We start from the raw sequence: 22,697 nt of genomic DNA, 5'->3' as shown, positions 1-22,697 counted from the left end.
AATGGTGGAGATTCAAGTGAAAAATTATACAATTATAAATAATCATTACAAGTTCAGGAGGAGCCATGTTCAGCAGGATACATATTATGGGGGCTTCCGGATCCGGCACAACCACGCTCGGCCAGGCGCTGGCAGAGAAGCTGCCGCATGTGCATCTGGATAGCGACGACTATTTCTGGGAGCACAAATTCACGAAGCAGAGTGACAAGACGGAGAGGCTGGCTGCAATCAAGCGGGATTTGGATCATGCCGGACCATGGATACTTTCCGGGGCTGTCTGTGGCTGGGGAGATGAACTTCGCACTTATTTTGACCTGGTAATCTTTCTGTGGATTCCACCGGAGCTCCGGCTGGAGCGCTTAAAGGCAAGAGAATATGAGCGGTATGGGAAGGAAAGTCTGCCGGGTGGGAGCAAATTTACAGATGTGCAGGTTTTTTTGGAATGGGCCGCTTTATATGATACGGCAGGTGTGGAGGTCAGAAGCAGAACACTGCATGAGGAATGGATGTCTGAGCTGGGATGTCCGGTTCTGCGGTTAATAGGGGAAATGTCGGTAGATGAACGTGTGGAGGCTGTGCTGAGCTATCTGTCCAGTCAATATAAAAGTTAAAAGTTGAATGTAATCATGGGGAGTGTATAAGATGTACAACCGGGGGATTGCTTGTTGTCTTGGTGTGGTTCTGGCTACTGTGGTGTTTGCCGGCTGCGGTGTCGACCAGAAACAGAAGGATGTGTATGGCGACAACAAGGTGATCGTGCAGAGCGGAGACAGCCTTACTTACAAGGATCGTATAGGTGAAGTGACTGCACAGGATGCCGAGCTTACATTTACTGGCTTCTATGGATCGGATACTTTGTGGAGCATTGAGGCAGTGGAGGAAGGCAAGCTAGGCATCGAGTTTGAGCAGAATATCACCAAAGGAAAGTTTAAAGTCGTACTCATAACTCCGGAAGAGGAAACGGTAGTCATTGCCGAAGGCAGCGCTGAAGGTTCGGTGGAGCTGCCGCTTATCAAAGGAAACAGCCGGATTAAAATTGTCGGAAACAAAGGCAAGGGCAATGCGAACCTTCATCTGACAGCTGGAAAAGGAATTGAAGTCGATACCATCGATTCAGGCGGGTGGTAGACGGTGAAATTCGGATTGGTCAGACATTTCAAAGTAGAGCCTCCGCCGCTGCAGGGCTGGGTGAACGGCCGTCAGTTCAATGAATGGGTGAGATTGTATGATGCAGTGGATATCCGGACCGGGGAGTGGAAGCAGCCTGCAGAACTGTGGGATCATTGCCTGTGCAGCGATCTGCCCAGAGCGGTGGATACTGCCCGCAGCATCTACTCAGGCGGCATTACATTCACGGAGCAGCTGAGAGAAATTGAAGTGGCTGCGGTTAGTGTATCGGGTCCCAGGCTGCCGGTACCCTGGTGGTTGGCTCTCGGACGTCTGTCCTGGATATTCGGTCACCGCTCCCAGCCAGAGAGCAGGCAGACAACCAGTCAGCGCGTGAAAGCGGCTGTCGATCTCCTGGAGTCAGTACCGCAGCGCTCTGGTGTGCTGATCGTCACGCATGGCGCTTTTATGAAGCAGCTGGAGCGGGAACTGCGGCGCAGATCCTATCAAGGGAAGCGGATGGGACATCCGCGAAATGGGCAGCTTTATACATATGAGAAGATAGAAAATTAAATGAAAGCGGGATGCACAAAATGGTCACCATTAAGGAAATTGAAGCAGATGCTCTTGAGGCATTAAATGAGCTGTACAGTGAATTGATAGGCCATCGAACAGATCAAGTGAAGCTGGCAGAAGCTTTTAACAGGATAAAGGCAGACAGCCGGTACATCTTGCTCGGGGCGTACGTGGACGGGGAGCTGCTCGGCTCCTTGATGGGGATTGAATGCCAGGATCTCGTCGGAGACTGCCGGCCGTTTATGGTGATCGAGAATGTAGTTGTATCCTCCAGCGCCAGACGCCAGGGTCTCGGCAAAAAGCTTATGACTGCCATTGAGCAAGCCGCCCACGAGAGAGACTGCTATTACATTATCCTCGTCTCCGGTGAGCAGCGTAAGGAAGCGCATGTCTTCTATGAGTCTATGGGCTACCGGGATGAAAAGGTAGAAGGGTACCGCAAGCACCTAAGCTCACATTAAACATGAGGGAGGGAGTGGCGTGTGGGCATTTTTTGAAATTATCTTTGATGCAATCACAGATACTCTCTGGGAAAACCGCAGGAAGCGAAAGAAGAATTAAGAATATCCCGCCAGCCTTGCAGAGGCTGGTTTTTTTCGCTTAGGCATAGAAAAACGACTCCAATATGGGGCCGTTAATCATTACGTTTGTTGATTTTTACTTATTTGCTGACTTCATCATTAAACCTACGATGACTGATAATATTGCATAAACTATCGCCCAAATGAAAAAGGACTCATTGAAGACGGTAAAAGTTAGTACTGTGAAAACAATAAAAGTTAATAACGGCATTACGAACCATCTTCTAATCAACATAAAACCAACAATTGAAGTGACTATAACGATTATAGGACAGATTACAAAAACCAAAAGCAACGGATTCACTCCTCAATATAAAATATTCTATAATTATATACTTTTTCCTGGAAGAAGCTGTATGACAAGTATAATTATTTTTTCCATGCCATGCCGGTTCTGCTATATGTTAAACTGTCTGCAACTGTAATGAATTTAACATTATTGGAGGGGTTGGATGGAGACGTTTTTCCGTTATAACTGGATGGTTCGCGAGCAGTGGTACAAATGGTGTGAGGAGATACCGGAAGAGGAACTGCTGAAGCCGCGTACAGGCGGCGTTGGCGGGATATTGAAGACGCTGTTTCATATTGCCGATGTAGAGTGGAGCTGGATTATGGTGATGGAGGGCAAGCCGGATTTTCAGGAGGATTTTGCCCGGTACAGCAGCCTGCAAAAGGTACGGGAGCTGGATGCAAAGTTTCGTCCCGAGGTGGAAGACTTTGTGCTGGCCTGGCATGAAGGTCTTGAGCGGAATGTTTTTGCAGATGAGCGCAGTGACGGTTCGGTGGTTACCGATGCCTGGGGCGAAATTATGCGCCATGTTATCGCTCATGAAATTCATCATACCGGGCAGCTCTCCGTCTGGGCCCGAGAGCTCGGGAAGCAGCCGCCTTCCGCCAATGTGATCGGCAAAGGGTTAGCGGACAGCCTGCCGGGCTTACGGAATTGAACTTTAACTCTGAAAGTCGTCCGCTCATCGCCCCCCTCGGCCACTGGAATGACCAGGCCAACTGTCCTTGGAGGCTCTACAGCTCCGGCGGGAACCATAGATGGCGCAGGTCGACCCAGCCCTGGCTATTGAAGGTTACACCGCGCACAGAGGGAAGGTAAGCCGTTTCGGTGGGCTTTTCGTACAGGATATGCAGCTGATGATCGCGGATCAGGCTGTCTTCGATGATCTTGAAGCCCTCGGCTCTGGCCTGGAAATGCGGCTCGCGGGAAATGAGGCTCAGCCGGCCTTCAATATCGGCACGGGTACGCGGCTCGATATGCTGCGCGAGCGTCAGATACAGGTCGAACAGCCGGAGCTGCTCATCCTGATCACGGAGCAGGGAGAAAACAATCAGGTCGGCTTGCAGGCGGACCGGGCCTTTGAATTCCTCCGGGGAGACGGTCAGTACCGTGCAGGTATAACCCTGGCGCTTCAGCCTTGCGGCAATGGATTCGGCATCGCCGGAATATTGCGGGATCGTGGCAATTTGCAGCGCTTCCGGATGAGGCTCTGGCTGCTGTGGTCCATGCGTCTCCACATCCGCGTTCAAACAGGATACAATGTCTGCCCGAAGAAGGGGATCACTTAGCGGTCCCTTTTTTTTCGTATTGAAGGTCACAAATTTCCGCACAGAGGACTCGGAATGAATCCGGCTCCAGGCCGAAGGGTCAGAGACAGAAGGATTCGTAACAATGTGGAAGCCGGAGCTTGTCTCCGGAGAAGAATTACTTATCCCCCACGGTACATAGAGAATTTCCACCCGGTCCAGATGGGCGCGGCCCTGAAAGTAATACGGGAATACCTCCAGTACGCAGGAATCCTCATGCATCTCCGCTACCTTGAACGGTCCGGTGCCTGCCGGTCTGCGCCCAAAGCTGCTCTCACCCTGGCTTTCCAGATCCCGTGGAACGACAGCTGCCCGGCTCGTGCACAGGAAAGGCAGGAAGAGCTCATTGGGTTTCTTGAGCAGAAATCGCACCGTGGTAACGTTCAGGGCGTTCACTTCCTGAATCTCTTTGAAAATAGAGTTGTACAGCATCCGGTGCGACGAAGTCATCATCCGTTCGAAGGAATAGACAACATCTTCAGCAGCCAGCACCTTGCCATGATGGAAGAAGACATCCTTGCGCAGATGGAATGTCCAGCTGGTGCGGCTGTCATCTACATCCCAGGCATGGGCGAGCCCGGGAAGGATGTCGTCCCGTTCGCCGCCGCGTCCTACCAGCCCGTCGAACACATGGCTGGACACGAAGGACTCCGCCAATAAATTCATGTACAGCGGATCAAAGGTATGGAGCTGCTGGTTGACCGGCAGCCGTAAGCTGTCAATCCGCTTGTTGCTGCGGATCTCGGAGTGATGGCCGAAGTAGGACATCAGCCAGCCCTGCAGGGAATCCTGCAGCGAGGAGGAACGGGCATGTCCGCGGATGCCCTCCATGGCGCTGCGGATATCTCTGCTGCTGATCGCCTGCTTCATGGATTGCAGGGCGATTGTCTCGGAATCCGTGAGAAATTTCAGGGAGGACCGGCGGCCCCGCCCCCGGCTGGGCGTCCAGACGATCCAGCCCTGCTCCGACATTTTATTGATTACATGTAATGCATTGCGGTGGGTGCAGCCCAGAGTTAAAGCCAGTTCATCAAGGGTGACCATGATTTCCGCCGCCCCCCCATGATGGGAGTGCAGCTTCAGAAATTGGCTGTGCAGTTTCATTGTCGGCTGTTCCTTTCTTAAAATAGGAAATACAAACTCATTTCTTTCTCTTTTTCTTCTTATTTTATCAGCTAAAATTGGGATAAGAAAGCAATAAAATGGGGGGATTTACCATGGATCATGAAAATGAGGTTACAGCAATGCGGCCGCTTTACGCATTAATTGCTGCATTTCTGCTGGCTGACGTGCATCAGTATCTGTTCTACGGCCAGATGGCAGGCGTTTCTATACCGACTTTTGTATGCTTGCTCTATATCTTTGTGCTCTATGTTGCCAAGGATAGGTTACGTAAGAACACGTGGTTCAGCTACGTTTGGCTGGGAGCCGTATTTCTGCTCTCCTTGACGTATGCACTGTTTGCAAACTGGTTTTTCTTCGGGCTGAATTTCCTGGTGATTCCGGCGCTGATTTTCTTACATATGACCTATATGCTGAGCTATCGCCTTCCGTCCTGGAGCGGGTTAGCACTGATTGGCGCTGCGACCGAGCACTTTTTTGCACAGAGCCTGCGGCATTGGCCTACGGTGTTTAAGATTATCCAAAAAGCAGGAGGCAGGAATCTGCAAGGGGAGCGCAAGCAGGTGCTGGTCAAAGTGTTGATTGGACTGCTCATCTCCTGCCCGCTGCTGCTGATTGTAATCTCACTGCTCTCTTCAGCCGACGGTGTATTTCATGAGATACTGGCGGACGTACCGGCGCTGCTGGAGCGGATCTCATTCAGTAACGGCTTAGCCCGCATCTTATGGATCATCCTGCTCGGAATGGGACTGTTCGGTTTTGCCCAAGGGTTCGCTGATCCTAAACACTATGACTGGAGCGTGCCGCCGCTGGACGGCGAGCCGGTCCGTGAACCCTTCACCTTTTCCATTGATCCGGTAATTATCACCACAATCCTTGTGTCGATCAATACCGTGTATGTGTTGTTTGTCAGCGTGCAGTTTTCATATTTGTTTGGTGCATGGGATGGGGTTTTGCCGGAAGGCAGCACGTATGCTGACTATGCCCGGAGCGGATTTTTCGAGCTGATTCTGGTTACAGCCATCAACTTTGCGATTCTGCTCTTGTCGCTGCTGTCCGTAGGGGAAGTGAAGAAAACGCTGAAAAAGATCATTAACGTCCTGCTCTATACCTTGGTCCTGTGCTCCATGGTTATGTTGTATTCTGCCTACTCCCGTCTGGCACTGTATGAGGAAGCCTACGGCTACACCTATATCCGCTTTCTCGTGCACGCCTTTATGATCTTTCTCGGTTTGCTGCTGGTCATTGCGGCGGTGCGGATTAGCCGGGTGAACTTCCCGCTGGCCAAATGTTATATTGTGCTTGGTCTGCTTGCGTACGTGCTGATGAATTATATTGGGATGGACGGGATCATTGCCGGCAGAAATATGGAACGGTATGAAGCCAGCGGCAAGCTGGATGCTGCCTATTTGAGCGGACTATCCTGGGATGCGGTCCCGAAGCTGATTGAATTCAGCAAGAAAGAGGATGGGCTGCTGGATCAGAACCTGCGTGACAAGTGGCAGAGCAACACAATTGCTGAACAAGAATGGCCATCCTTCAATATATCCAAATACCGGGCGCAGCAGGCCCTGGAGCAATATTTCGCGGAATAGAGACTTTATTTTGAAATCGGGGACGGGTTATACTCTACTATATATTGTGGTACATTGAAGCCAGCATGAGGTCAAGGAGGAAGCACGGAATGAACACAATATTGGATCTTGAGGCTGTCCGTACACTGGCCGGGAAGAACGGGCTGGAAGAGATGTTCAGCACTGAGGTCATTGAAAGAATGGAGCTGCGTCGGTACAGCGACGGGGAAGCGGTCTGCTCGGTCGGAGACCGGCTGGAGAGCATGTTCATCCTGGTCCAAGGGAAGCTCAAAATTCACACGCTGCTCCCCAACGGAAAATCGATGCTGGTGCGGTTTGCCAGACCGATGTCCGTGATTGGGGACGTGGAGCTGCTGCGGCAGTATCCGGTTAAAAATGAGGTGGAGTCTGTCGGCGACAGCCTGCTGCTGGTGGCCGGCAGAAAGCTGCTGCTGAAAGAGATGGAAGAGAACACGGCGCTGCTGCGTTTTCTGGTCGGAGAGCTAAGCCACAAGCTGTACACGCTCGGCCAGACCTCCGCGCTGAATCTGCTCTACCCGGTGGAGAACCGGTTTGCCAGCTATCTGATGTCCATGTTCGCGGACAGCGTCGGCGGGCATCGTGTGGAGGAGCTCCGCACGGCAAGTCTTACGGAGACGGCGGATTTGCTCGGAACGAGCTACCGCCATCTGAACCGGATTGTGCGGCGGTTCATTGAGGATGGCATCATTGAACGCAGACAGGGCCGTTTGAGTGTGCTGGATGAAGCTAAGCTGGCCCGGCTTGCGAACGGGAATTTATATGAATAAACGGGATTGGAGAGAGCGGAATGGGCTGTTTTGAATCTGTCAATAAAACGGTAGTACAAGCAAATCGCTTTTCGGTGATTTGCTTAATGTACAGCTATCCTCTGATTTGACAAGGACATCATCTTCGATACGCACTCCGCCAACCCCTGAAAATATAATCCCGGCTCGATCGTCATAATGGTATGCTCTGCAAACTTATGCTCCGACTTGGAGCTGATATAAGGGGCTTCATGAATGTCCAGTCCGATGCTGTGACCGGCGCCATGGGTGAAATGGGCATTCATCCCTTCACGGATAAAGGGAGCCCGGGTGATCGAATCCAGCTCCGTGCTTTTCATTCCGGAACGGATTGCGCAAAGTCCTGCTTTTTGTGCCTCCAGCACCAGATAATAGCTATCGTCAAGTCGTGAATCTGGCTGACCTACGGCAATGGTTCGGGTGATGTCGGAAACGTAACCCTCGTAAGTTGCTCCAAAATCTAAGATCACCGTGTCGCCCCGCTCGATTTCTTTATGGCTGGCCTCACCGTGGGGATAGGAGGAGCGGATACCGGATGCCACGATGGTGGGGAAGGCCGTCTTCTCCGTTCCGCTTCATGAAGTATTCCATTTCTGTCGCCACATCGAGCTCGGTAACTCCCGGACGAATGTAGTTGAGAATATGCATAAAGGTCTTATCAGCTATACGTACGGCTTCCAGGGTACTTCGAAGCTCTTCTTCATCCTTGACCTCGCGGAATTTCTCCACCCAGCCTGTTACAGCCCACGTGTCCGCTTTGACCAAGGATTTGAACTGTCGTTACGATTGATAAAATTGCTGATCATTTCAAATACAACAAAAGCTATCTGTCGAGAATTTACAAAGAGAATACCGGGATCGGAATCTCCGAGCAAATCATTACCTTTCGATTGAAGCATGCCAAAAAGTTGCTAACGGAAACAGATTTGAGCATTGTGCAAATTGCCTCGGAGGTGGGTTACGAGGATTCAAAATATTTCATGCGTTTGTTCAAAAAATATGAGAGCATCACCCCCACCCAATACAGGAAAACATTTTTTAACAAGCATTACAATAAAAAATGAAGAGAGCCATAGTTGTGTTGTCCACTTAACCTAATACTCGGGAAGAGCTAAAGATATATGATCCGCTGGGCTATTCCTTTTTCGACTCAATCTATCCTGACCGGGCATTCCCGAAACCCTGGAGCAGCACGTCCAATAAGTTTTCCGTTCAAGACCTGCTGCCTGCTGCGGAGTGAAAACGAGCAAATATAGTTAAACAAAGTGGAAAATCCCAATTAAGTGAGCTGGTTAAAGTGCATGAGTTTGTAGTACGAGGGAAAAAGGGCTGTTTTGTACAAATCACGATAGAAGAGGCATTCGATTTTCCGAACATGACAAGCCATTTTGGTGGATATGATGTTAGAGGAATTGTAGAAATTAAGAGTGGGAACTATTACCTCAAGGGTCAGTTGTGGTTCTCAACAGGTGAAGTGTACCAGTTCTACGATCAGTTGATACGGTGTATGGCTGATTTAGACGGGATTGCAGCATTGATAAATTCTGAAGTGAACCTAAAGCTAGAAGTTAAGTTTAACAAGCGAGGGCAGGTCATCATTGAAGGTTACTTCAAGGAGTTTGCACACGAGGGCAATGAGTTAATATTTGAAATCGAAAGCGATCAAAGCTTTTTTGTGGAGACGCTCGACGGATTGAAACAAATCGTTAACCACTATGGGGATATGAAAGGAATATGTCCTAAGTAGCCATTAAACTAACGGGCAGGATAGTTAAAAGACCGAAAGACTGATTTTATAAGCAAATCTGTAATAACACTCTCCTTTTAGCTATTTTTTTCCCGTATAAGGACATTTGGAACAAGACGAGTATAAATTAGTTCCCCAATAAGCTCTACGACGATTGTTTGCGTTACGATCACAGCTGACACTAGCGCATTGATAGGTTCCGTAAGAGCCAGTGCAACGGGAAGAACGACAAGGGAGTTACGAGTTCCAGCACTAAAAATAAGAGCGCGCCCTGCCCCTGTATCTAGACGGAATATACGAGAAACGATAGAGCAATAATCGGTATAATAATCATACACCCTATATATACAGGAATCACTTGGGCAATAAAATTAAAAGAGGTGTAAAGTTTAGCAATTTGAGAAGCAATGACAACAAATTGAGTTACTGCCATTAAAGGCACAGGGAGCCATACTGCATCATCAAGGAGTCATTCCCCACGAGGTTGCTGTCTTGCCCACCACTGTGAAAGTAAAGCAAGAACCAAAGGTAACACAATAAGTCCAAAAAATGCTTCGAGAAACGGTCCAACACTCACAATATTTGCCGTCTGAGTACCCATAAAAAGCCAAAGATAAATGGGCAATAGAATTTATTTTTTTAAAACCACCTTAAAGGAGGAATGAACAGATGATTAAAAACCTAAAAACCAAGTTTTCCTGCGAGATGCGCTTCAAATTACGATGGTCTTCATTTCTGCCGGCGACGATTCTGGCCATGGCTGCAGCATTTGTCATCGTGCTACCCGTATGGGCGGACAAATCTGAAGCCCTCGCTACATCTGTTAAAAACGACATTAACATCACGATTAACGGAAAAGTGGTAAAGACGAAAACACCTTCTTTCCTAGACCAAGGTGCGGTTTATCTGCCTGTCCGGGATATCGGGGAACTGCTCGGAACCTTGGTGTCCTGGAACACACAGGCCAAAACGGTGACGATGAGGTATCCGGAACTCACGGTAAAAATTCCCTTCGGCTCGACCAGCGCAGCCGTAAATGGGCAGCCAGTCGCTCTGTCCACGCCCCTCCGAATGGTTGATGGGCGTGTGTATGTACCGCTGCGCTTTTTCTCGGAGGCTGTTGGAGCAGAAGTTAAATGGGAGGCGGCCACACATAACGTACGCATGACGAAGCCGAACGATTACCTCAAGCTGAACCCGTTTGCGATATGGTTGAATCATACGACCCATGACCTGTATATGGGCAAAGACGAACAGTCCGATGTACTTTCTATCGGCAAGTTGGATGCGCAGTTGCAGGGTACGGTTTTTGTTCAGCCTAGCAAGCAAGGTAAGAATACGGTGCTGACATTAGTGGACAGATTTGCAAGTCCCCATCCTCATTATGAAGTCTACACTCTTCTGATCCGCGATAACCGGATCGTCGAGCAGAAGCATGCGTCGTATGACCAACGGTATGAGCCAAATACGTCGTATTATCAGGTCTATGATCCAAACGGCTGGATTGATTATACGGTGCTGACGGACGGCAAGATCGTGTTGGTATATAACGATGATGGGAAAGTCGTCTCAACGTATGATCTGGCGGAGCTGACCCAGCAGGACGACGTGTTCGGCGTCCAGGCTGTGGGTACCGATTTTCTGGTAGTCCGACCCAACCGCAGCGGCCTGCTGACACTTATCGACCTGAAAGACAACTCTACTGTGGTCCTGGCAGATAAGCTCCTGACAGGAAAAGATTTGGCATATGCCCATGACAACCAGACGCCATATCCTGGGGATTCGTTGAGCTTTGGTGGGGACGTGGGGCACGGCGTTTTGGATTTCGATTATCTCAGTCCGTTCCAAAACAACAACAGCCAATCAGAACGACTGTCCTACGAACGACCGTCTTATGAAGAAGAACGAAAGGCGCTTCCCAAGGAGCGCAGCTTTCAGGAGATGGCATCCTCATGCTCTACCGATACGGTCGTGTCTGTAGATATTCAGGATGGGGATCTCATGTATAAACCGCTGATCGGAACGAATAAACAGGATCAGGAAGGGATCCGTACGGTTTGCCGCATCCTAAGGAAAATCACCGCAGAAGGCGTTGAAGTTACGCTGCCTCGGACATTTCCGGTAACGTTCTTCCATGGAATGTCAGTAAATTTTTCTACCGGCGATTCGGTCAGCATTTACAGAGCATCCGGGGATAAGCTGGCCATGGGTTCCGAGCTTGGTGGAAAAAACATATTTCTTAGCAATGCCCAAACCATCAAGGAGTTTGAGCGCCTGAAAGTACTGCCTAAGCAATGAATGATCTGGATATATGTTGGAGCCCTACAGTACTCCGAATAAACGATCGCCTAAACAAGCCGGGATTTGTCCGGCTTGTTTTTTTATGGTCGATTTAGAGGGAAATAATCAAAACCCTGTATGTAAAAATAGGACATCCGAGTAATTCAGATTATGATATTGCCATTCCTGCTCATCGATAACGGACTTCTCTACGCGGTTTTGGCCAAATTGGTATGCTTGGATCGCAGGCGGCTACAAGAACCGCGGCTTCTTGTGATCGGCTGCTTTTTCTAAACTAACGGGCAGGATAGTTTAAGATTATCCGCGGTGAACCGTATCACAAATAGAGGCAAGTTTTCTCGCTTATGAAATGTTAATATGAGTAGTAAGATATAAGTTTTTTGGACGCCAAAAAGGAGGAAACGTAAAATGAGCCAAAAGCATGGAATAGACATGCTCGAGGAGTTGCGTTCTGAACTAATCGGATATTGTTATCGGATGATGGGGTCCATTTTTGAAGCGGAAGATGCGGTGCAGGATACGCTGCTTCGCGCTTGGCAGAACTGGGACCAGATTAGGCAGAATTCTTCCCGTAAAGCTTGGATGTATCAGATTGCCACTAATGTTTGTTTGGATAGGTTAAGGAGTGCAAAGCGTCGGGCACTTCCGATGGATCTCTCAGAACCCGCGTCTATTATTATGGAACCAAGGGACAGCTTGCCCCGAAGTTCGTGGATCTGGCCGGCCCCCGATAACGTTGGTGACCCGGCCAATATCGTGGTTAGCAGAGAAACCATTCGATTATCTTTTGTTGCGATCCTGCAAATATTGCCGCCCCGGCAACGCGCCGTACTGATCCTGCTTGATGTCTTCCGATGGTCGGCGAATGAGGCAGCGAATGCGATGGGGATGACCACGGCAGCCGTCAACAGCGCTTTGCAACGGGCTCGCTCGACGATCGCTCGGTCGAATCTTCGGTCCGAAGAATTACAAGGGGGAGATGTTCAGGCAGATCAACAAGTGCTTGCAAGTTATATGGAAGCTTTCGAACAGTACGACATCGATGCATTGTTAGCATTATTCCACGAGAACGGTAGCTTGTCGATGCCGCCATTTAAGATGTGGGTTCGTGGCAGCTCTAATCTGTCTTCATTCTACAATACAACACGCAGCCATTGTTTGGGTTCCAGATTGCTGCCGATTCGGGCTAACGGGGATAGTCCAGCTTTTGCTCAGTATGTACCCACCGGAAGGGATGGGCTGCTGGCTCCGTGGAGCATTCATATTCTAGAGATAGAACAGGATAAGATCGCTCATATCCATTATTTCATTGACTCCGATTTATTTGTTCGATTTGGATTGCCTACAGGTTTGGACGCGAAGCAGGATTTTTCAATATAGCGATGAGTTTACGGTGGCCGGATCGTCTATACTTATGAACCACATTGAATCAAATCAAAATTTAAGGAGGAACAATCTTATGACGGTAAAACTTACCCCTTATATTACTTTGGAGGGCCGGGTAAAGGAAGCAATTCAATTTTATGAACAAGCCATCGGTGCAGAAATCCTCTCCATGGTGACTTACGGTGAAATGCCGGACATGCCTGGTACGTTCACTGACGATCTGAGTAATCTTGTAGCGCACGCCAAGTTAAAGGTCGGAGTAACGGAACTCATGTTATCGGATGCTCCAGGCGGTTCGCCTAGTGAAAACGGGAAACGGGTCACCATCTGCATTACAACGAATGAAGTAGAAGAATCAAAACGGATTTATGAAGCCTTGCGGCAAGAAGGTCAGGTCAATATGCCGTTTAAAGAAGAACCTTTCAGCCCTGGGTTTGGCGATGTAACGGACAAATTCGGCGTGACTTTTCAAATTTATACTGAAATTGAAGACTAAATTACGGATAAAGAGTTGCACAAGATGATGGTGCGACTCTTTTTTTTGTAAAGCTTGGATTTGTGTCGAAACCATCCGTGTTGTGCATAGTCGATTAAATCTTATTGTTGGGCATCGGCCCAAGCGCCCTTTCCGCGAATGCATATGATGATTATGCCTAATCATTGAAAGGAGCGATCACATATGGGGTTTTTTCCAACACCGGGGACCGGCGGAGGATTTCCGGGGTTCCCGGGCGGACCTGGCGGACCTGGCGTGCCGGGAGGACCGGGGCTTCCGGGAGGTGCACCGGGAGGCGTTCAAGCGCCGACGGCTCCTCCACCGCAATTCGTACCGCAAATGCCAGCTACCGCTTTTGCCATCGACCCCGGGGGAATCAGACGATGCCTGTTCCGTAACACATACATTTGGCTGAACAACGGCGAGCAATTCTGGTTCTTCCCGGTATTCGTCGGGCGTAATTCTATTGCAGGGTTCAGATGGACTGGTTTCTTCTGGGCGTACTTCGGCATTGATTTGAATCGGATTAGCTCGTTCACATGCTTCTAAGGCAGATAACAAAGAGAACAGCCTGCGGCTGTTCTCTTTGTTGTGCTAACGGATACGATTGTTGAACAAAGCGAGGGAAAAGAAAGAGCCATTCCACAAAAGGATGGCCCTAAAACTTGCCGTTAGAGACAGCGCGGTGAACCGTACCCTAAGTGACGCAAAATTTTGGAGTAGACATTGAACAGATTCTTATCCATAGATATATAAAGATTTATTGCTCTGGTCTACTGGAGGATGGCAGCGACGAAAAAAGCCCCTTCAGAATAAAAGGGCTTTTTCCGCTCGAGATCTGAAATATGCTAAGCTCAAAGTTTTGTTCGTTCCGCCAGTTTCGTAATCGATTCGATGTCATGATCGGTTAAGTGATTGAGGAAGTGTGTCCGGATGGCCTTCGATACAATGGGAAGAGTCTCATTCAAGGCGGAGTGCCCGGCGGACGTAATGAGAACTTGAACACCACGCTCCGTGTCTAATGGTTTCCTTAGAACAAGGCCCCTTTTTTCCATCCGCGTCAAGTGGTGAGATAGCCGAGTCTTATCCCAGCCCATCGAGTCGGCAAGTTCTTGTTGGCGCATCTGGCCGTCCCTCGATTGGGCCAAACGATCCAAAATTCCAAAGTCCCCCTCGGACAGTCCGGTCTGATCGGACATATCTTTGACCACACGTCCAAAGATCCGCTTAAAGGAGCCCTTCCACATATTCCATATTTGCATTTCATCATCGTTCAGTTCGTTAGTCTCCATAGGCATATCATAACACGGTTGACACATCAACCACAAGATGGTAAAGTGACCCTAGGTTGACGTGTCAACCAATAAAGATAAAGGATTGGTGAAGCTCAATGGAATATGTGAGACTTGGCAGAACGGGATTGGAAGTTTCAAGGCTAAGCCTTGGAGGGATGAGCTTCGGAGTGCCGGAGCGCGGAAACACACCATGGGCACTGAATGAAGAACAAAGCAGACCGATTATTAAAAAGGCGGTTGAGTTGGGAATCAATTTCTTTAGTAGCGCGAATATGTACTCCGACGGAACAGGAGAAGAAATTCTCGGCCGTGCATTAAAGGATTTCTCCCGTCGCGATGAAGTCGTAATTGCCACGAAGGTGTTCGTTCCAATGCGCAAAGGCCCGAACGCGATGGGCCTCTCCCGCAAAGCGATCATGGCCGAAATTAATAAAAGTCTGTTACGGCTTGGGACAGACTACGTTGATTTGTACCAAATCCACCGTTGGGATTCTAATACGCCGATTGAAGAGACCATGGAAGCCCTTCACGATTTGATTAAGGCGGGCAAAGTCAGATACATTGGAGCATCCTCTATGCTGGCATGGCAATTCGCGAAAGCCCAGCATGTCGCGGAACGTAATGGCTGGACACGATTCGTCTCTATGGAAAATAGACTTAACTTACTTTATCGGGAAGAAGAAAGAGAAATGCTCCCCCTTTGCAAAGATGAGGGAGTGGGCGTCACCCCTTACCTGCCCATGGCTGCGGGGCGCTTAACCCGGGATTGGAATGAACAGACCTCAAGATCCGAGAAAGACCAGGTTGCAAAGGTTTTGTTTGCAAGAACGGAAGAGGCGGACCGCAAGGTTGCGGAAAGAGTGGCAGAGGTTGCCCGGAATCGGGGGCTTCCACGCGCACAAATTGCCCTTGCTTGGGTGCTGCAAAAAGAAGAGGTCACAGCCCCGATTATCGGTTCGACCAAGATCAGCCATCTCGAGGATGCCGTTTCAGCGTTGTCGGTCAAATTGACACCTGAAGAAATTACCAGCCTAGAAGAGCTCTATGTACCGCATCCCCTTGTATAAATCGTGTAATACCTAACCATTCGTAGCGAAGAGAGTCCTAAAAAGGGACTCCTTTCGCTTTTAAGGTGTTACGGGGAACTGTAACATATGAATTAGAACAGGCAATTGAACTAACGGGAAAGTACGACAAGTTCTGCTATAAGCACCCGGCGGTGTGAAAAGCAGGAGATTCAAAATTAGGAATCTCAACTTTATAACCGAGGATGGGAATGACGGAACCATGTTTCCCGAAACCATCCCGCCAATACTCCTGCATGCATCATGCCTGACAGAGCATGGGGTGTGAAGTACAGGTGGAGTCGGCAGAACAGAGGCTGAAGCCTCCTCACGGAAAGGTATGCCAATGGATATGCCGCGCGGCTGAAAAACTGGATATGGTGAGAATGTTCATTCTTTTTTTTTGAACTGACGAACTTCCGAATGTACGGGTCTAAAGTTAGAACGTATGGAAACATGCGGGCCATCAAGCGATGGTGTGAGTGGCGTAAAGTAATAATTTTCCCTATGAAATACGCTATGCTGAACAATGGCAGCTTCCAGCTCACAGGCTTAGAGGAAGCACCTACGTCCTGAATGGATAGCTAGGTTGTAAGGGACTTGGAAAGCAAGGCACGTCGCAACAAGGGCTGTTACCCAAGACGGTTGCAATAAGGCACATGCCGAAATGCATTAAGCCTTGTGAGGGCAGGGGCACGACTGATGAATCTTCTGTAATGGGAGTGGAGGAACAGCCCCAAGTCTAATGGAAAGAACGATCATTCTCCAACGTGAATTGCACCGATCGGGTAGGAACGTGGGAACATCACCTCTACAAGGAGGGATGCCACAGTGCAAGCTCTTCGATACTGGGATTACTACGGCATGACGGACACATTCACAGCGTTATACGATAGTGCCTCGAAAAAGGAAGTTTTCCCGCAACTCTACGACATCATCACATCCAGAAAAAACATCCTCCTCGCCTATCGAATGATGAAATCGAATAAAGGATCGCGGACACCTGGAACCGATGGGAAAACCATTACGGATATCCAAAAGCTATCCGAAGACGAACTAGTCCTTGATATCCAATACAAGTTAAAGAACTACCGCCCCAACAAAGTCAGACGGAAGCGCATTGAAAAGGATAACGGCAAATGGAGACCTCTCGGAATTCCGTGTATTTTGGACCGTATCATTCAGCAGTGCTTTAAGCAGGTGCTTGAGCCAATCGCGGAAGCTCACTTTTATAACCATAGCTATGGTTTCAGACCGTTGCGGTCAACTCACCATGCTATGGCTAGAGTGCAATTTCTAGTGAATCATTCGCAACTCCACTATGTTGTCGACATCGATATTCAAGGCTTCTTTGACAATGTAAATCACGGATTGCTGATCAAGCAGCTATGGAACCTTGGCATTCAGGACAGGCGAACATTAGCATGCATCTCGAAGATGCTAAAGGCAGAAATTGATGGAGAAGGTGTACCTTTCAAAGGAGTTCCACAAGGCGGAATCCTCTCTCCTCTTCTATCCAATATTGTCTTGAACGATCTGGATCAATGGATTGCTGGGCAGTGGGAACTGTTTCCCATGAACGAGTCATACAAGACGAGAACAGGAGAATTGTACGCGAAAAAGCGATCTACTCTGAAAGAAGGATACATTGTCCGCTATGCGGACGACTTCAAAGTTCTCTGCCGAGACTGGAGAACTGCCCACAAGTGGTATCATGCTGTTAAACTGTACCTGAAGGAACGCCTGAAACTGGACATCTCCCCGGAGAAATCGCAGATTGTGAATCTGCGCAAACGGGAGTCCGAATTCCTCGGTTTCACCATCCGTGCGACTAAAAAGGGCAACAAACGAGTGGCGCATACCGGCATTAAAGCCAAAAACAAGCGGAAGATCAAAGAAGAAGCCAAAGCGCGCATCAAGAAACTTAGAGCTTCCCCAACCGCACAGAATGCACTGCTGTTCAATAGCTTTGTTCTAGGGATTCATAACTATTTCAAATGGGCAACCCACGTCAACCCCGAGTTCTCACGTCTTGCCTACGATCTACGTGCCTTCATGTTCAATCGTCTCAAACAGATTGGGAAATACGAACACCCTGAAAACCCGCCGCCAACGTACAAGAAATTCTACAGTCGCGGCTTCAGGACATTTAAATTGGCAAACGTGTATTTATATCCTCTTGCTGATGTGAAGACAAGAAATACCATGAGCTTCAGTCAACAGCTGACCCTTTATACAGCAGAAGGAAGAGAGCAAATCCACCAAAAGCTACGGTCAGATTTGCAACACGAAATTGCTTCATTAATGAAATCCCATATCCCAAGTCGAAGTGTAGAGTACATGGATAACCGAATCAGTCGCTACAGTATGAAAATGGGGAAATGCGAAGTTACAGGCATGTATCTTTCTGCGGCAGATGTTCACTGCCATCATTTTGTACCGCTTCATCTGGGCGGCAACGATAAATTCTCTAATCTTCGTATCCTCCAAAAGGAGGTTCATCGGTTAATCCATTCTACATGCAAGCAGACAATTGACGGGCTCATGGCTAAGCTTGGAATAACTGAATCCATGCAGAGCCTGATCAACCAATACCGCACTAAATGCGGATTGGAACCGATCAGTTTTTTTTTCCAGAACCTAGAGTAACGGGGAACCAATGATCAAGTAGCTTTCATTAGATGGAACGCCGGATGCCGGGAAACTGGCACGTCCGGTGTGGCGCAGGGGAAAAGCCGGAGATTATATCAAACGCTTACCTATTGCAACCATTAGATTAATAAACCAGAGGTAGTTCAGGATTTTATTTCCAGAACAAGACTGCCGCTGGTTTTATATTGGAGTCAGTCTAATACTTCGGACATGTATATGGATAATATATAGGAGGTCCGGTAAACCATTTCATTGGTTTACCGGACCTCCTTATTGCAGAAGCGGGTTGCTTCTAGTCTGCCTCCAAAATAAAAATGCGAGACAGAAAATCGCCTCTTGGCACCTTGGAATGGTAATCACCAGATGTATGGTCATTTAAAACAATGCCGATCTCCATCAATTCATCCCCGAAATAGTCGTATTCACCCAAATAGCCGTATTCGCCCAAATGGGCGATGCGATATTTTTTATGAGGTTCCAGTCCGGCAAGCTTCAATCCCCGATAGCCGTCATTTACCTTCGTAAGAATGCGGTAATAGCCGACGATCGCCTGGCTTCTGTCTCTGGATCGGACCATCCATGCTGTTTCATTACCCTGGAAGGGACTGGCCGATAAAACGTCCCCCGCGTCATGAGACCACGGTACTTTTTCATAAAGGTGATTTGTTCCTGAACGGTCGCTTTTTCTTCATCAGACAGTAGGCTGATATCGAGCTCATAGCCAAAGGTGCCAAAATAGGCGACACTGCCTCGGGTATTCAGGGAAACGCTGCGGGATGTCTGGTGATTGGGTACCGCGGAAACATGGGACCCCATGCTGCTGAGCGGGTATACCATGGACGTGCTGTATTGTATTTTTAACCGTTCGACGGCGTCTGTATTATCGGAAATCCATCCCTGCGGCGAGTAAAATAACATCCCCGGATCAAATCGTCCGCCACCGCTGGCGCATGACTCGAACAAGACCTCAGGAAATTTACTGCTTACCCGTTCGTGCAATTCATATATCCCCAGGATGTATTGATGGTAACCCTTTCCTTAAAAATCACATTCCCTTCCTTGGGAAAACACTTCTGACATAGAGCGGTTCATATCCCATTTCACATAGGAGATATCAGAGTGGGCTAACAGATTGCTGAGGGTCTGATCCAAGTAATCAATGACCTCAGCCTTCGTCAAGTCCAGGACATATTGATTTCGACCCGGACTCACCGTACGGTAGGGGACGGATAATAACCAGTCCGGGTGCTTCTCATAAAGTTTGCTCGCTTTGCTGATCATTTCCGGTTCAAACCAAAGGCCGAATTTCAGCCCCATTGCAGTAATCTTTGAGGCAAGGCCGGAGATGCCGTTGGGCAGCTTGGTCTTGTTGGGGTACCAGTCCCCGAGAGAGGTTGTGTCTGTATTACGTTCGTCAAACCAGCCATCATCCAGAACAAACAATTCGATTCCAAGCTCGGTGGCCGAGCGGGCAAGTCTAAGTATTTTGTCCTCATCAAAATTCATGTAGGTGGCTTCCTAGTTATTGATTAGCATGGGGCGCTCCCTGTCCCTCCAGAAGCCTCGGACCAACCGTGTTTGATACAGCTCGTGGAACACTTGGCTCATCCTGTTCAAGCCTTGTCAGCAAGCCCAAGCTGCAAGCAGAGAACAATATACCTAATCCGTATTTATAAGTGGTGCGAATATGGGTTGCGCGTGTTTTGGTCCACAGCAGACAAAGACGGGGGACAAGGCCAAGCCGAAAATGGTATCAATGGTTCCCACTGATCCTGGAGCAATTTCAATTCCAAAAATATGACGATTGATTTTCTGATCGATAAAAATCGCCACAGTGGAAGTCAACATGGTGGAATTCATGTTCGTATGGCTTTCATCGCTCATGGTTCTTCCTTCTTTCTGCGTATTTCAGAGAACGCTTTCCCTTTTAAAATATAGCAGATTCATTTCTGTAAAACGGTAGCGGATAGTTGGGATAGGTGGACATTTATTACCTATCGCGGAGGTGTCCGTTTCTTTGCTATGCGGCTGAATCGCAAAATCCAACCACCTCCGCACTTTAAGCGAACATTCAGTTCAATCTCAGGTCAGCTTAAGGCTGGGGAGATAGGATAAGGGCAGAGGAAATGTTTAGCAGTACATAGGAAGAGGCGGCCCCGAGCTGCTGGTTACATAACAGATTTAGTGTGGTTGCATCAGCAAAGAATACATACGGATATGGAGGAAATACCTATGTTTACAAAAATTCGCGCAAAAATACTACTTGGCTTCGCAGTGGTCATTCTCGTATTCATCGCCGCAATCGCCGGAAATACCTTGTTTCAAGGCAAGGTTACCATGCTCACCGAGCAGATTAACCGCAATTACAGCAAGCTGACGCTCGTTCAGCAGCTGACGGACAAGATCCGCACAGCGGACGGGCTCGGCGCCAGATATGTGATGAGTAATACAGATGAGGAAAGAACCACCTATCTGACCGCTTATGAGGCAATGGTTCCGGAGATTACCGAGGCGATAACCGTGCTTACGAATGCGGGCCTTAATGAAGCGGAGCTTGCCGGGATTATGAGTCTCGAGAGTGAATGGAGTAACTATTTGACCGTGCTGGAAAATGCTTTCGCTTTAGCCAAGGAAGGAAATTTCCCGAATGCGCAAAAGAAGTTCACGAATCTTTCGCTGGATACGATTATTGATTCGCAGCTGGTCTTCGAGAATACGCTGAATGAGGAGATCCAGCATGCGCAAAGTCAGTCCGCAGAGCACCGCAGCTCGGCCATGGGCATCAGCTTTGGCGTGACGGGCTTGTCGGTTCTGCTGGCTATTTTCATCGCACTGCTGCTGTCCGGCAAGATTATTAAACCGATCCGTGATGTAAATAAACAACTGCAGGAGATTGCCGAAGGAGATGCCGACCTGACCCGCAAGCTGACAGTCCGGACCAAGGACGAGATCGGTGATCTGGCACTTGCTTTCAATAAAATGACGGATAATCTCGGGCTGATCATCGGACAGGTGAGCCAATCTGCGGATGGTCTGGCGGCTTCTTCCGTCAAGCTTACCTCCGACAGCGGGCTGACAGCCGAGGCCACGGAACGGATCGCCGGCATTATGGGTACGGTTGCTTCCGGTTCGGAGAGACAAATGAATGATCTGCAGACCAACATGACGACGATTGTTGAAATGTCGGCCGGCATCCAGCAGATCGCCGCAAGTGTGCAGGATATTTCCGATGCATCACTGCGCTCTAATGAATTCGCCGTGGCAGGAGATAAGTCGCTGCAGGCTGCCGTCCGCCAGATGGCTTCGATTAACCAGTCGATTGGGTCGTTGTCCGAGCAGGTGCTTGGTTTTGCTAAACGCTCCCAGGAGATTGGCAGCATCGTAGGGGTCATCCAAGGCATCGCCTCGCAGACCAATATGCTGGCGCTGAACGCAACAATTGAAGCGGCGCGTGCCGGGGAACAGGGCAGAGGGTTCGCCGTTGTTGCCGATCAGGTGCGCAAGCTGGCCGAGCAATCCGGAGAATCGGCCAATCTTATTGCCGAGATGGCGGCAGGGATTCAGTCCGATGCCGATGATGCGGTCCTGGTGATGAAGAGCAGCATTGCCGAGGTGCAGGACGGTACGGAAATCATTGAAAATGCAGGACATTCCTTCGGGGAGATCCGCATTTCGATCGATTCTCTGGCCGGACAGGTTCAGGAGGTGTCAGGAGCGGTCGAGGAAATCACGGCGGCTACCGAAGAGATTGTGGAGTCGATCCGCACCGTCACGCAAATATCGGAAACCACGGCTGCGAATACGCAGCAGGTGTCGGCAGCTTCACAGGAGCAGATGGCATCGGTAGAACAAATCGCTTCCTCGGCAGGTGCGCTGAACATATTGGCGCAAGGCCTGCAGGGGTTGGTGGCAAGGTTTAATGTGTAGCTTGACTGGAAATACGCTCTTCAGCAAATCTTTACCTTCATTTCATTTGGTTTTAAGCTTCAGGCGGTATATTCATCACATGACCCCCATACAATAGACCTTGACCCTACCGGATAACGGCGGGGTCGCTTTTTTATATACTGCTATATATGAATGGATCAGCTACCTCTTAAAGAACGAGAAATGATTACAAGTGTGCTATCCACACATTTTGGCCGGATAGAACAGAATAACAATTAATGTCGGGATGGAGTCCACACATTCGCACTACCAGTCTAAGTCTGTTAGAAATGCTGCGAAAAAAATCATAGAACGTAATATTGCACATACTAAGCATAGAAACGGCCATTGGTTAAAATCTAGTTATATCTTATATTATTACCATAATTAGTTAGTTAATAGTCAGTCTCCGAGTTCGGTCAGTGTATCTTGCGATTGCGGCTAGT

General features: G+C 48.8%; 20 protein-coding genes and 3 pseudogenes. 16 read left to right on the top strand and 7 right to left on the bottom strand.

The genetic code is table 11. The annotated features are described in order from the left end of the window. The first annotated feature begins 65 nt into the window (after positions 1 to 65). From NYE29_RS31145 to NYE29_RS31130, 4 genes are read left to right on the top strand one after another with little or no spacing between them, the layout of a single operon-like run. On the top strand, positions 66 to 611 hold the full coding sequence (locus NYE29_RS31145; protein ID WP_340898933.1) for an AAA family ATPase: 546 nt from the start codon (positions 66 to 68) through the stop codon (positions 609 to 611). Positions 612 to 642: 31 nt separating this feature from the next. Continuing rightward, positions 643 to 1,128, top strand: a complete 486-nt coding sequence (locus NYE29_RS31140) for a hypothetical protein (RefSeq protein ID WP_340898931.1) — start codon at positions 643 to 645, stop codon at positions 1,126 to 1,128. A gap of 3 nt (positions 1,129 to 1,131) precedes the next feature. After that, the gene (locus NYE29_RS31135; RefSeq protein ID WP_340898929.1) at positions 1,132 to 1,680 is read left to right on the top strand and encodes a histidine phosphatase family protein; all 549 of its coding nucleotides are present in this window, start codon (positions 1,132 to 1,134) and stop codon (positions 1,678 to 1,680) included. A gap of 20 nt (positions 1,681 to 1,700) precedes the next feature. Continuing rightward, on the top strand, positions 1,701 to 2,144 hold the full coding sequence (locus NYE29_RS31130; protein WP_340898927.1) for a GNAT family N-acetyltransferase: 444 nt from the start codon (positions 1,701 to 1,703) through the stop codon (positions 2,142 to 2,144). A gap of 196 nt (positions 2,145 to 2,340) precedes the next feature. Here NYE29_RS31130 and NYE29_RS31125 read toward each other — a convergent pair whose 3' ends face one another. Next, positions 2,341 to 2,568, bottom strand: coding sequence for a DUF2651 family protein (locus tag NYE29_RS31125; RefSeq protein ID WP_340898924.1), 228 nt, complete (start codon positions 2,566 to 2,568; stop codon positions 2,341 to 2,343). 148 nt (positions 2,569 to 2,716) lie between these two features. Here NYE29_RS31125 and NYE29_RS31120 point away from each other — a divergent pair, with 148 nt between their 5' ends. Continuing rightward, positions 2,717 to 3,211, top strand: a complete 495-nt coding sequence (locus NYE29_RS31120; RefSeq protein WP_340898922.1) for a DinB family protein — start codon at positions 2,717 to 2,719, stop codon at positions 3,209 to 3,211. Positions 3,212 to 3,287: 76 nt separating this feature from the next. Here the strand turns inward: NYE29_RS31120 and NYE29_RS31115 are convergent, their stop codons facing one another. Next, a complete protein-coding gene (locus NYE29_RS31115) occupies positions 3,288 to 4,964 on the bottom strand; it encodes an ABC transporter substrate-binding protein (protein ID WP_340898919.1) in 1,677 nt (558 codons plus the stop codon). Between the two features lie 113 nt (positions 4,965 to 5,077). Here NYE29_RS31115 and NYE29_RS31110 point away from each other — a divergent pair, with 113 nt between their 5' ends. Together NYE29_RS31110 and NYE29_RS31105 are read left to right on the top strand one after the other, a co-directional pair. Next, positions 5,078 to 6,577 carry a DUF4153 domain-containing protein gene (locus NYE29_RS31110; RefSeq protein ID WP_340898917.1) on the top strand — a complete coding sequence of 500 codons (1,500 nt, stop codon included), beginning with the start codon at positions 5,078 to 5,080 and terminating at the stop codon, positions 6,575 to 6,577. An 89-nt stretch (positions 6,578 to 6,666) separates the two neighbouring features. After that, positions 6,667 to 7,365 carry a Crp/Fnr family transcriptional regulator gene (locus NYE29_RS31105; protein ID WP_340898914.1) on the top strand — a complete coding sequence of 233 codons (699 nt, stop codon included), beginning with the start codon at positions 6,667 to 6,669 and terminating at the stop codon, positions 7,363 to 7,365. Positions 7,366 to 7,448: 83 nt separating this feature from the next. Here the strand turns inward: NYE29_RS31105 and NYE29_RS31100 are convergent. Next, a pseudogene (locus tag NYE29_RS31100) lies at positions 7,449 to 8,031 on the bottom strand (M24 family metallopeptidase). A 137-nt stretch (positions 8,032 to 8,168) separates the two neighbouring features. On the opposite strand from NYE29_RS31100, the gene NYE29_RS31095 reads away from it, so the two are divergent. From NYE29_RS31095 to NYE29_RS31070, 6 genes and pseudogenes are all read left to right on the top strand, one after another. Beyond that, positions 8,169 to 8,447 carry a helix-turn-helix domain-containing protein gene (locus NYE29_RS31095; RefSeq protein WP_340899854.1) on the top strand — a complete coding sequence of 93 codons (279 nt, stop codon included), beginning with the start codon at positions 8,169 to 8,171 and terminating at the stop codon, positions 8,445 to 8,447. Positions 8,448 to 8,680: 233 nt separating this feature from the next. Continuing rightward, on the top strand, positions 8,681 to 9,130 hold the full coding sequence (locus tag NYE29_RS31090) for a WapI family immunity protein (protein WP_076114546.1): 450 nt from the start codon (positions 8,681 to 8,683) through the stop codon (positions 9,128 to 9,130). A 669-nt stretch (positions 9,131 to 9,799) separates the two neighbouring features. After that, entirely contained in the window at positions 9,800 to 11,428 is a 1,629-nt protein-coding gene (locus tag NYE29_RS31085) for a copper amine oxidase N-terminal domain-containing protein (protein WP_076114547.1), read from the top strand. Positions 11,429 to 11,836: 408 nt separating this feature from the next. Further along, a pseudogene (locus NYE29_RS31080) lies at positions 11,837 to 12,811 on the top strand (sigma-70 family RNA polymerase sigma factor); the annotation flags it as partial. A gap of 79 nt (positions 12,812 to 12,890) precedes the next feature. Beyond that, positions 12,891 to 13,313, top strand: coding sequence for a VOC family protein (locus NYE29_RS31075; protein ID WP_076114664.1), 423 nt, complete (start codon positions 12,891 to 12,893; stop codon positions 13,311 to 13,313). A 183-nt stretch (positions 13,314 to 13,496) separates the two neighbouring features. Further along, entirely contained in the window at positions 13,497 to 13,862 is a 366-nt protein-coding gene (locus tag NYE29_RS31070) for a collagen-like protein (protein WP_340898907.1), read from the top strand. A gap of 305 nt (positions 13,863 to 14,167) precedes the next feature. Here the strand turns inward: NYE29_RS31070 and NYE29_RS31065 are convergent, their stop codons facing one another. Next, entirely contained in the window at positions 14,168 to 14,632 is a 465-nt protein-coding gene (locus NYE29_RS31065) for a MarR family winged helix-turn-helix transcriptional regulator (protein ID WP_340898906.1), read from the bottom strand. A 71-nt stretch (positions 14,633 to 14,703) separates the two neighbouring features. Here NYE29_RS31065 and NYE29_RS31060 point away from each other — a divergent pair, with 71 nt between their 5' ends. Beyond that, a complete protein-coding gene (locus tag NYE29_RS31060) occupies positions 14,704 to 15,675 on the top strand; it encodes an aldo/keto reductase (protein ID WP_076114638.1) in 972 nt (323 codons plus the stop codon). 828 nt (positions 15,676 to 16,503) lie between these two features. After that, on the top strand, positions 16,504 to 18,321 hold the full coding sequence (gene ltrA / locus NYE29_RS31055) for a group II intron reverse transcriptase/maturase (RefSeq protein WP_340898904.1): 1,818 nt from the start codon (positions 16,504 to 16,506) through the stop codon (positions 18,319 to 18,321). A 295-nt stretch (positions 18,322 to 18,616) separates the two neighbouring features. Here ltrA and NYE29_RS31050 read toward each other — a convergent pair whose 3' ends face one another. The 3 genes and pseudogenes from NYE29_RS31050 to NYE29_RS31040 all read right to left on the bottom strand — a co-directional run bounded on the left by NYE29_RS31050 (position 18,617) and on the right by NYE29_RS31040 (position 20,208). Beyond that, positions 18,617 to 18,901: a GH36 C-terminal domain-containing protein gene (locus NYE29_RS31050; RefSeq protein ID WP_306080833.1), complete on the bottom strand. Its 285-nt coding sequence runs from the start codon at positions 18,899 to 18,901 to the stop codon at positions 18,617 to 18,619. Beyond that, positions 18,838 to 19,932, bottom strand: a pseudogene (locus tag NYE29_RS31045) (alpha-galactosidase). Before NYE29_RS31045 ends, NYE29_RS31050 begins: the two are co-directional and overlap by 64 nt. 51 nt (positions 19,933 to 19,983) lie before the next feature. Further along, the gene (locus NYE29_RS31040; protein WP_256718172.1) at positions 19,984 to 20,208 is read right to left on the bottom strand and encodes a hypothetical protein; all 225 of its coding nucleotides are present in this window, start codon (positions 20,206 to 20,208) and stop codon (positions 19,984 to 19,986) included. 348 nt (positions 20,209 to 20,556) lie between these two features. On the opposite strand from NYE29_RS31040, the gene NYE29_RS31035 reads away from it, so the two are divergent. After that, on the top strand, positions 20,557 to 22,251 hold the full coding sequence (locus NYE29_RS31035) for a methyl-accepting chemotaxis protein (protein WP_340898901.1): 1,695 nt from the start codon (positions 20,557 to 20,559) through the stop codon (positions 22,249 to 22,251). The last annotated feature ends 446 nt before the right edge of the window (positions 22,252 to 22,697 follow it).

It is taken from the genome of Paenibacillus sp. FSL M7-1046 (genome assembly GCF_038007405.1).
Lineage (GTDB): Bacteria > Bacillota > Bacilli > Paenibacillales > Paenibacillaceae > Paenibacillus_AQ.
This window is presented reverse-complemented; position numbering and strand designations above follow the sequence as displayed.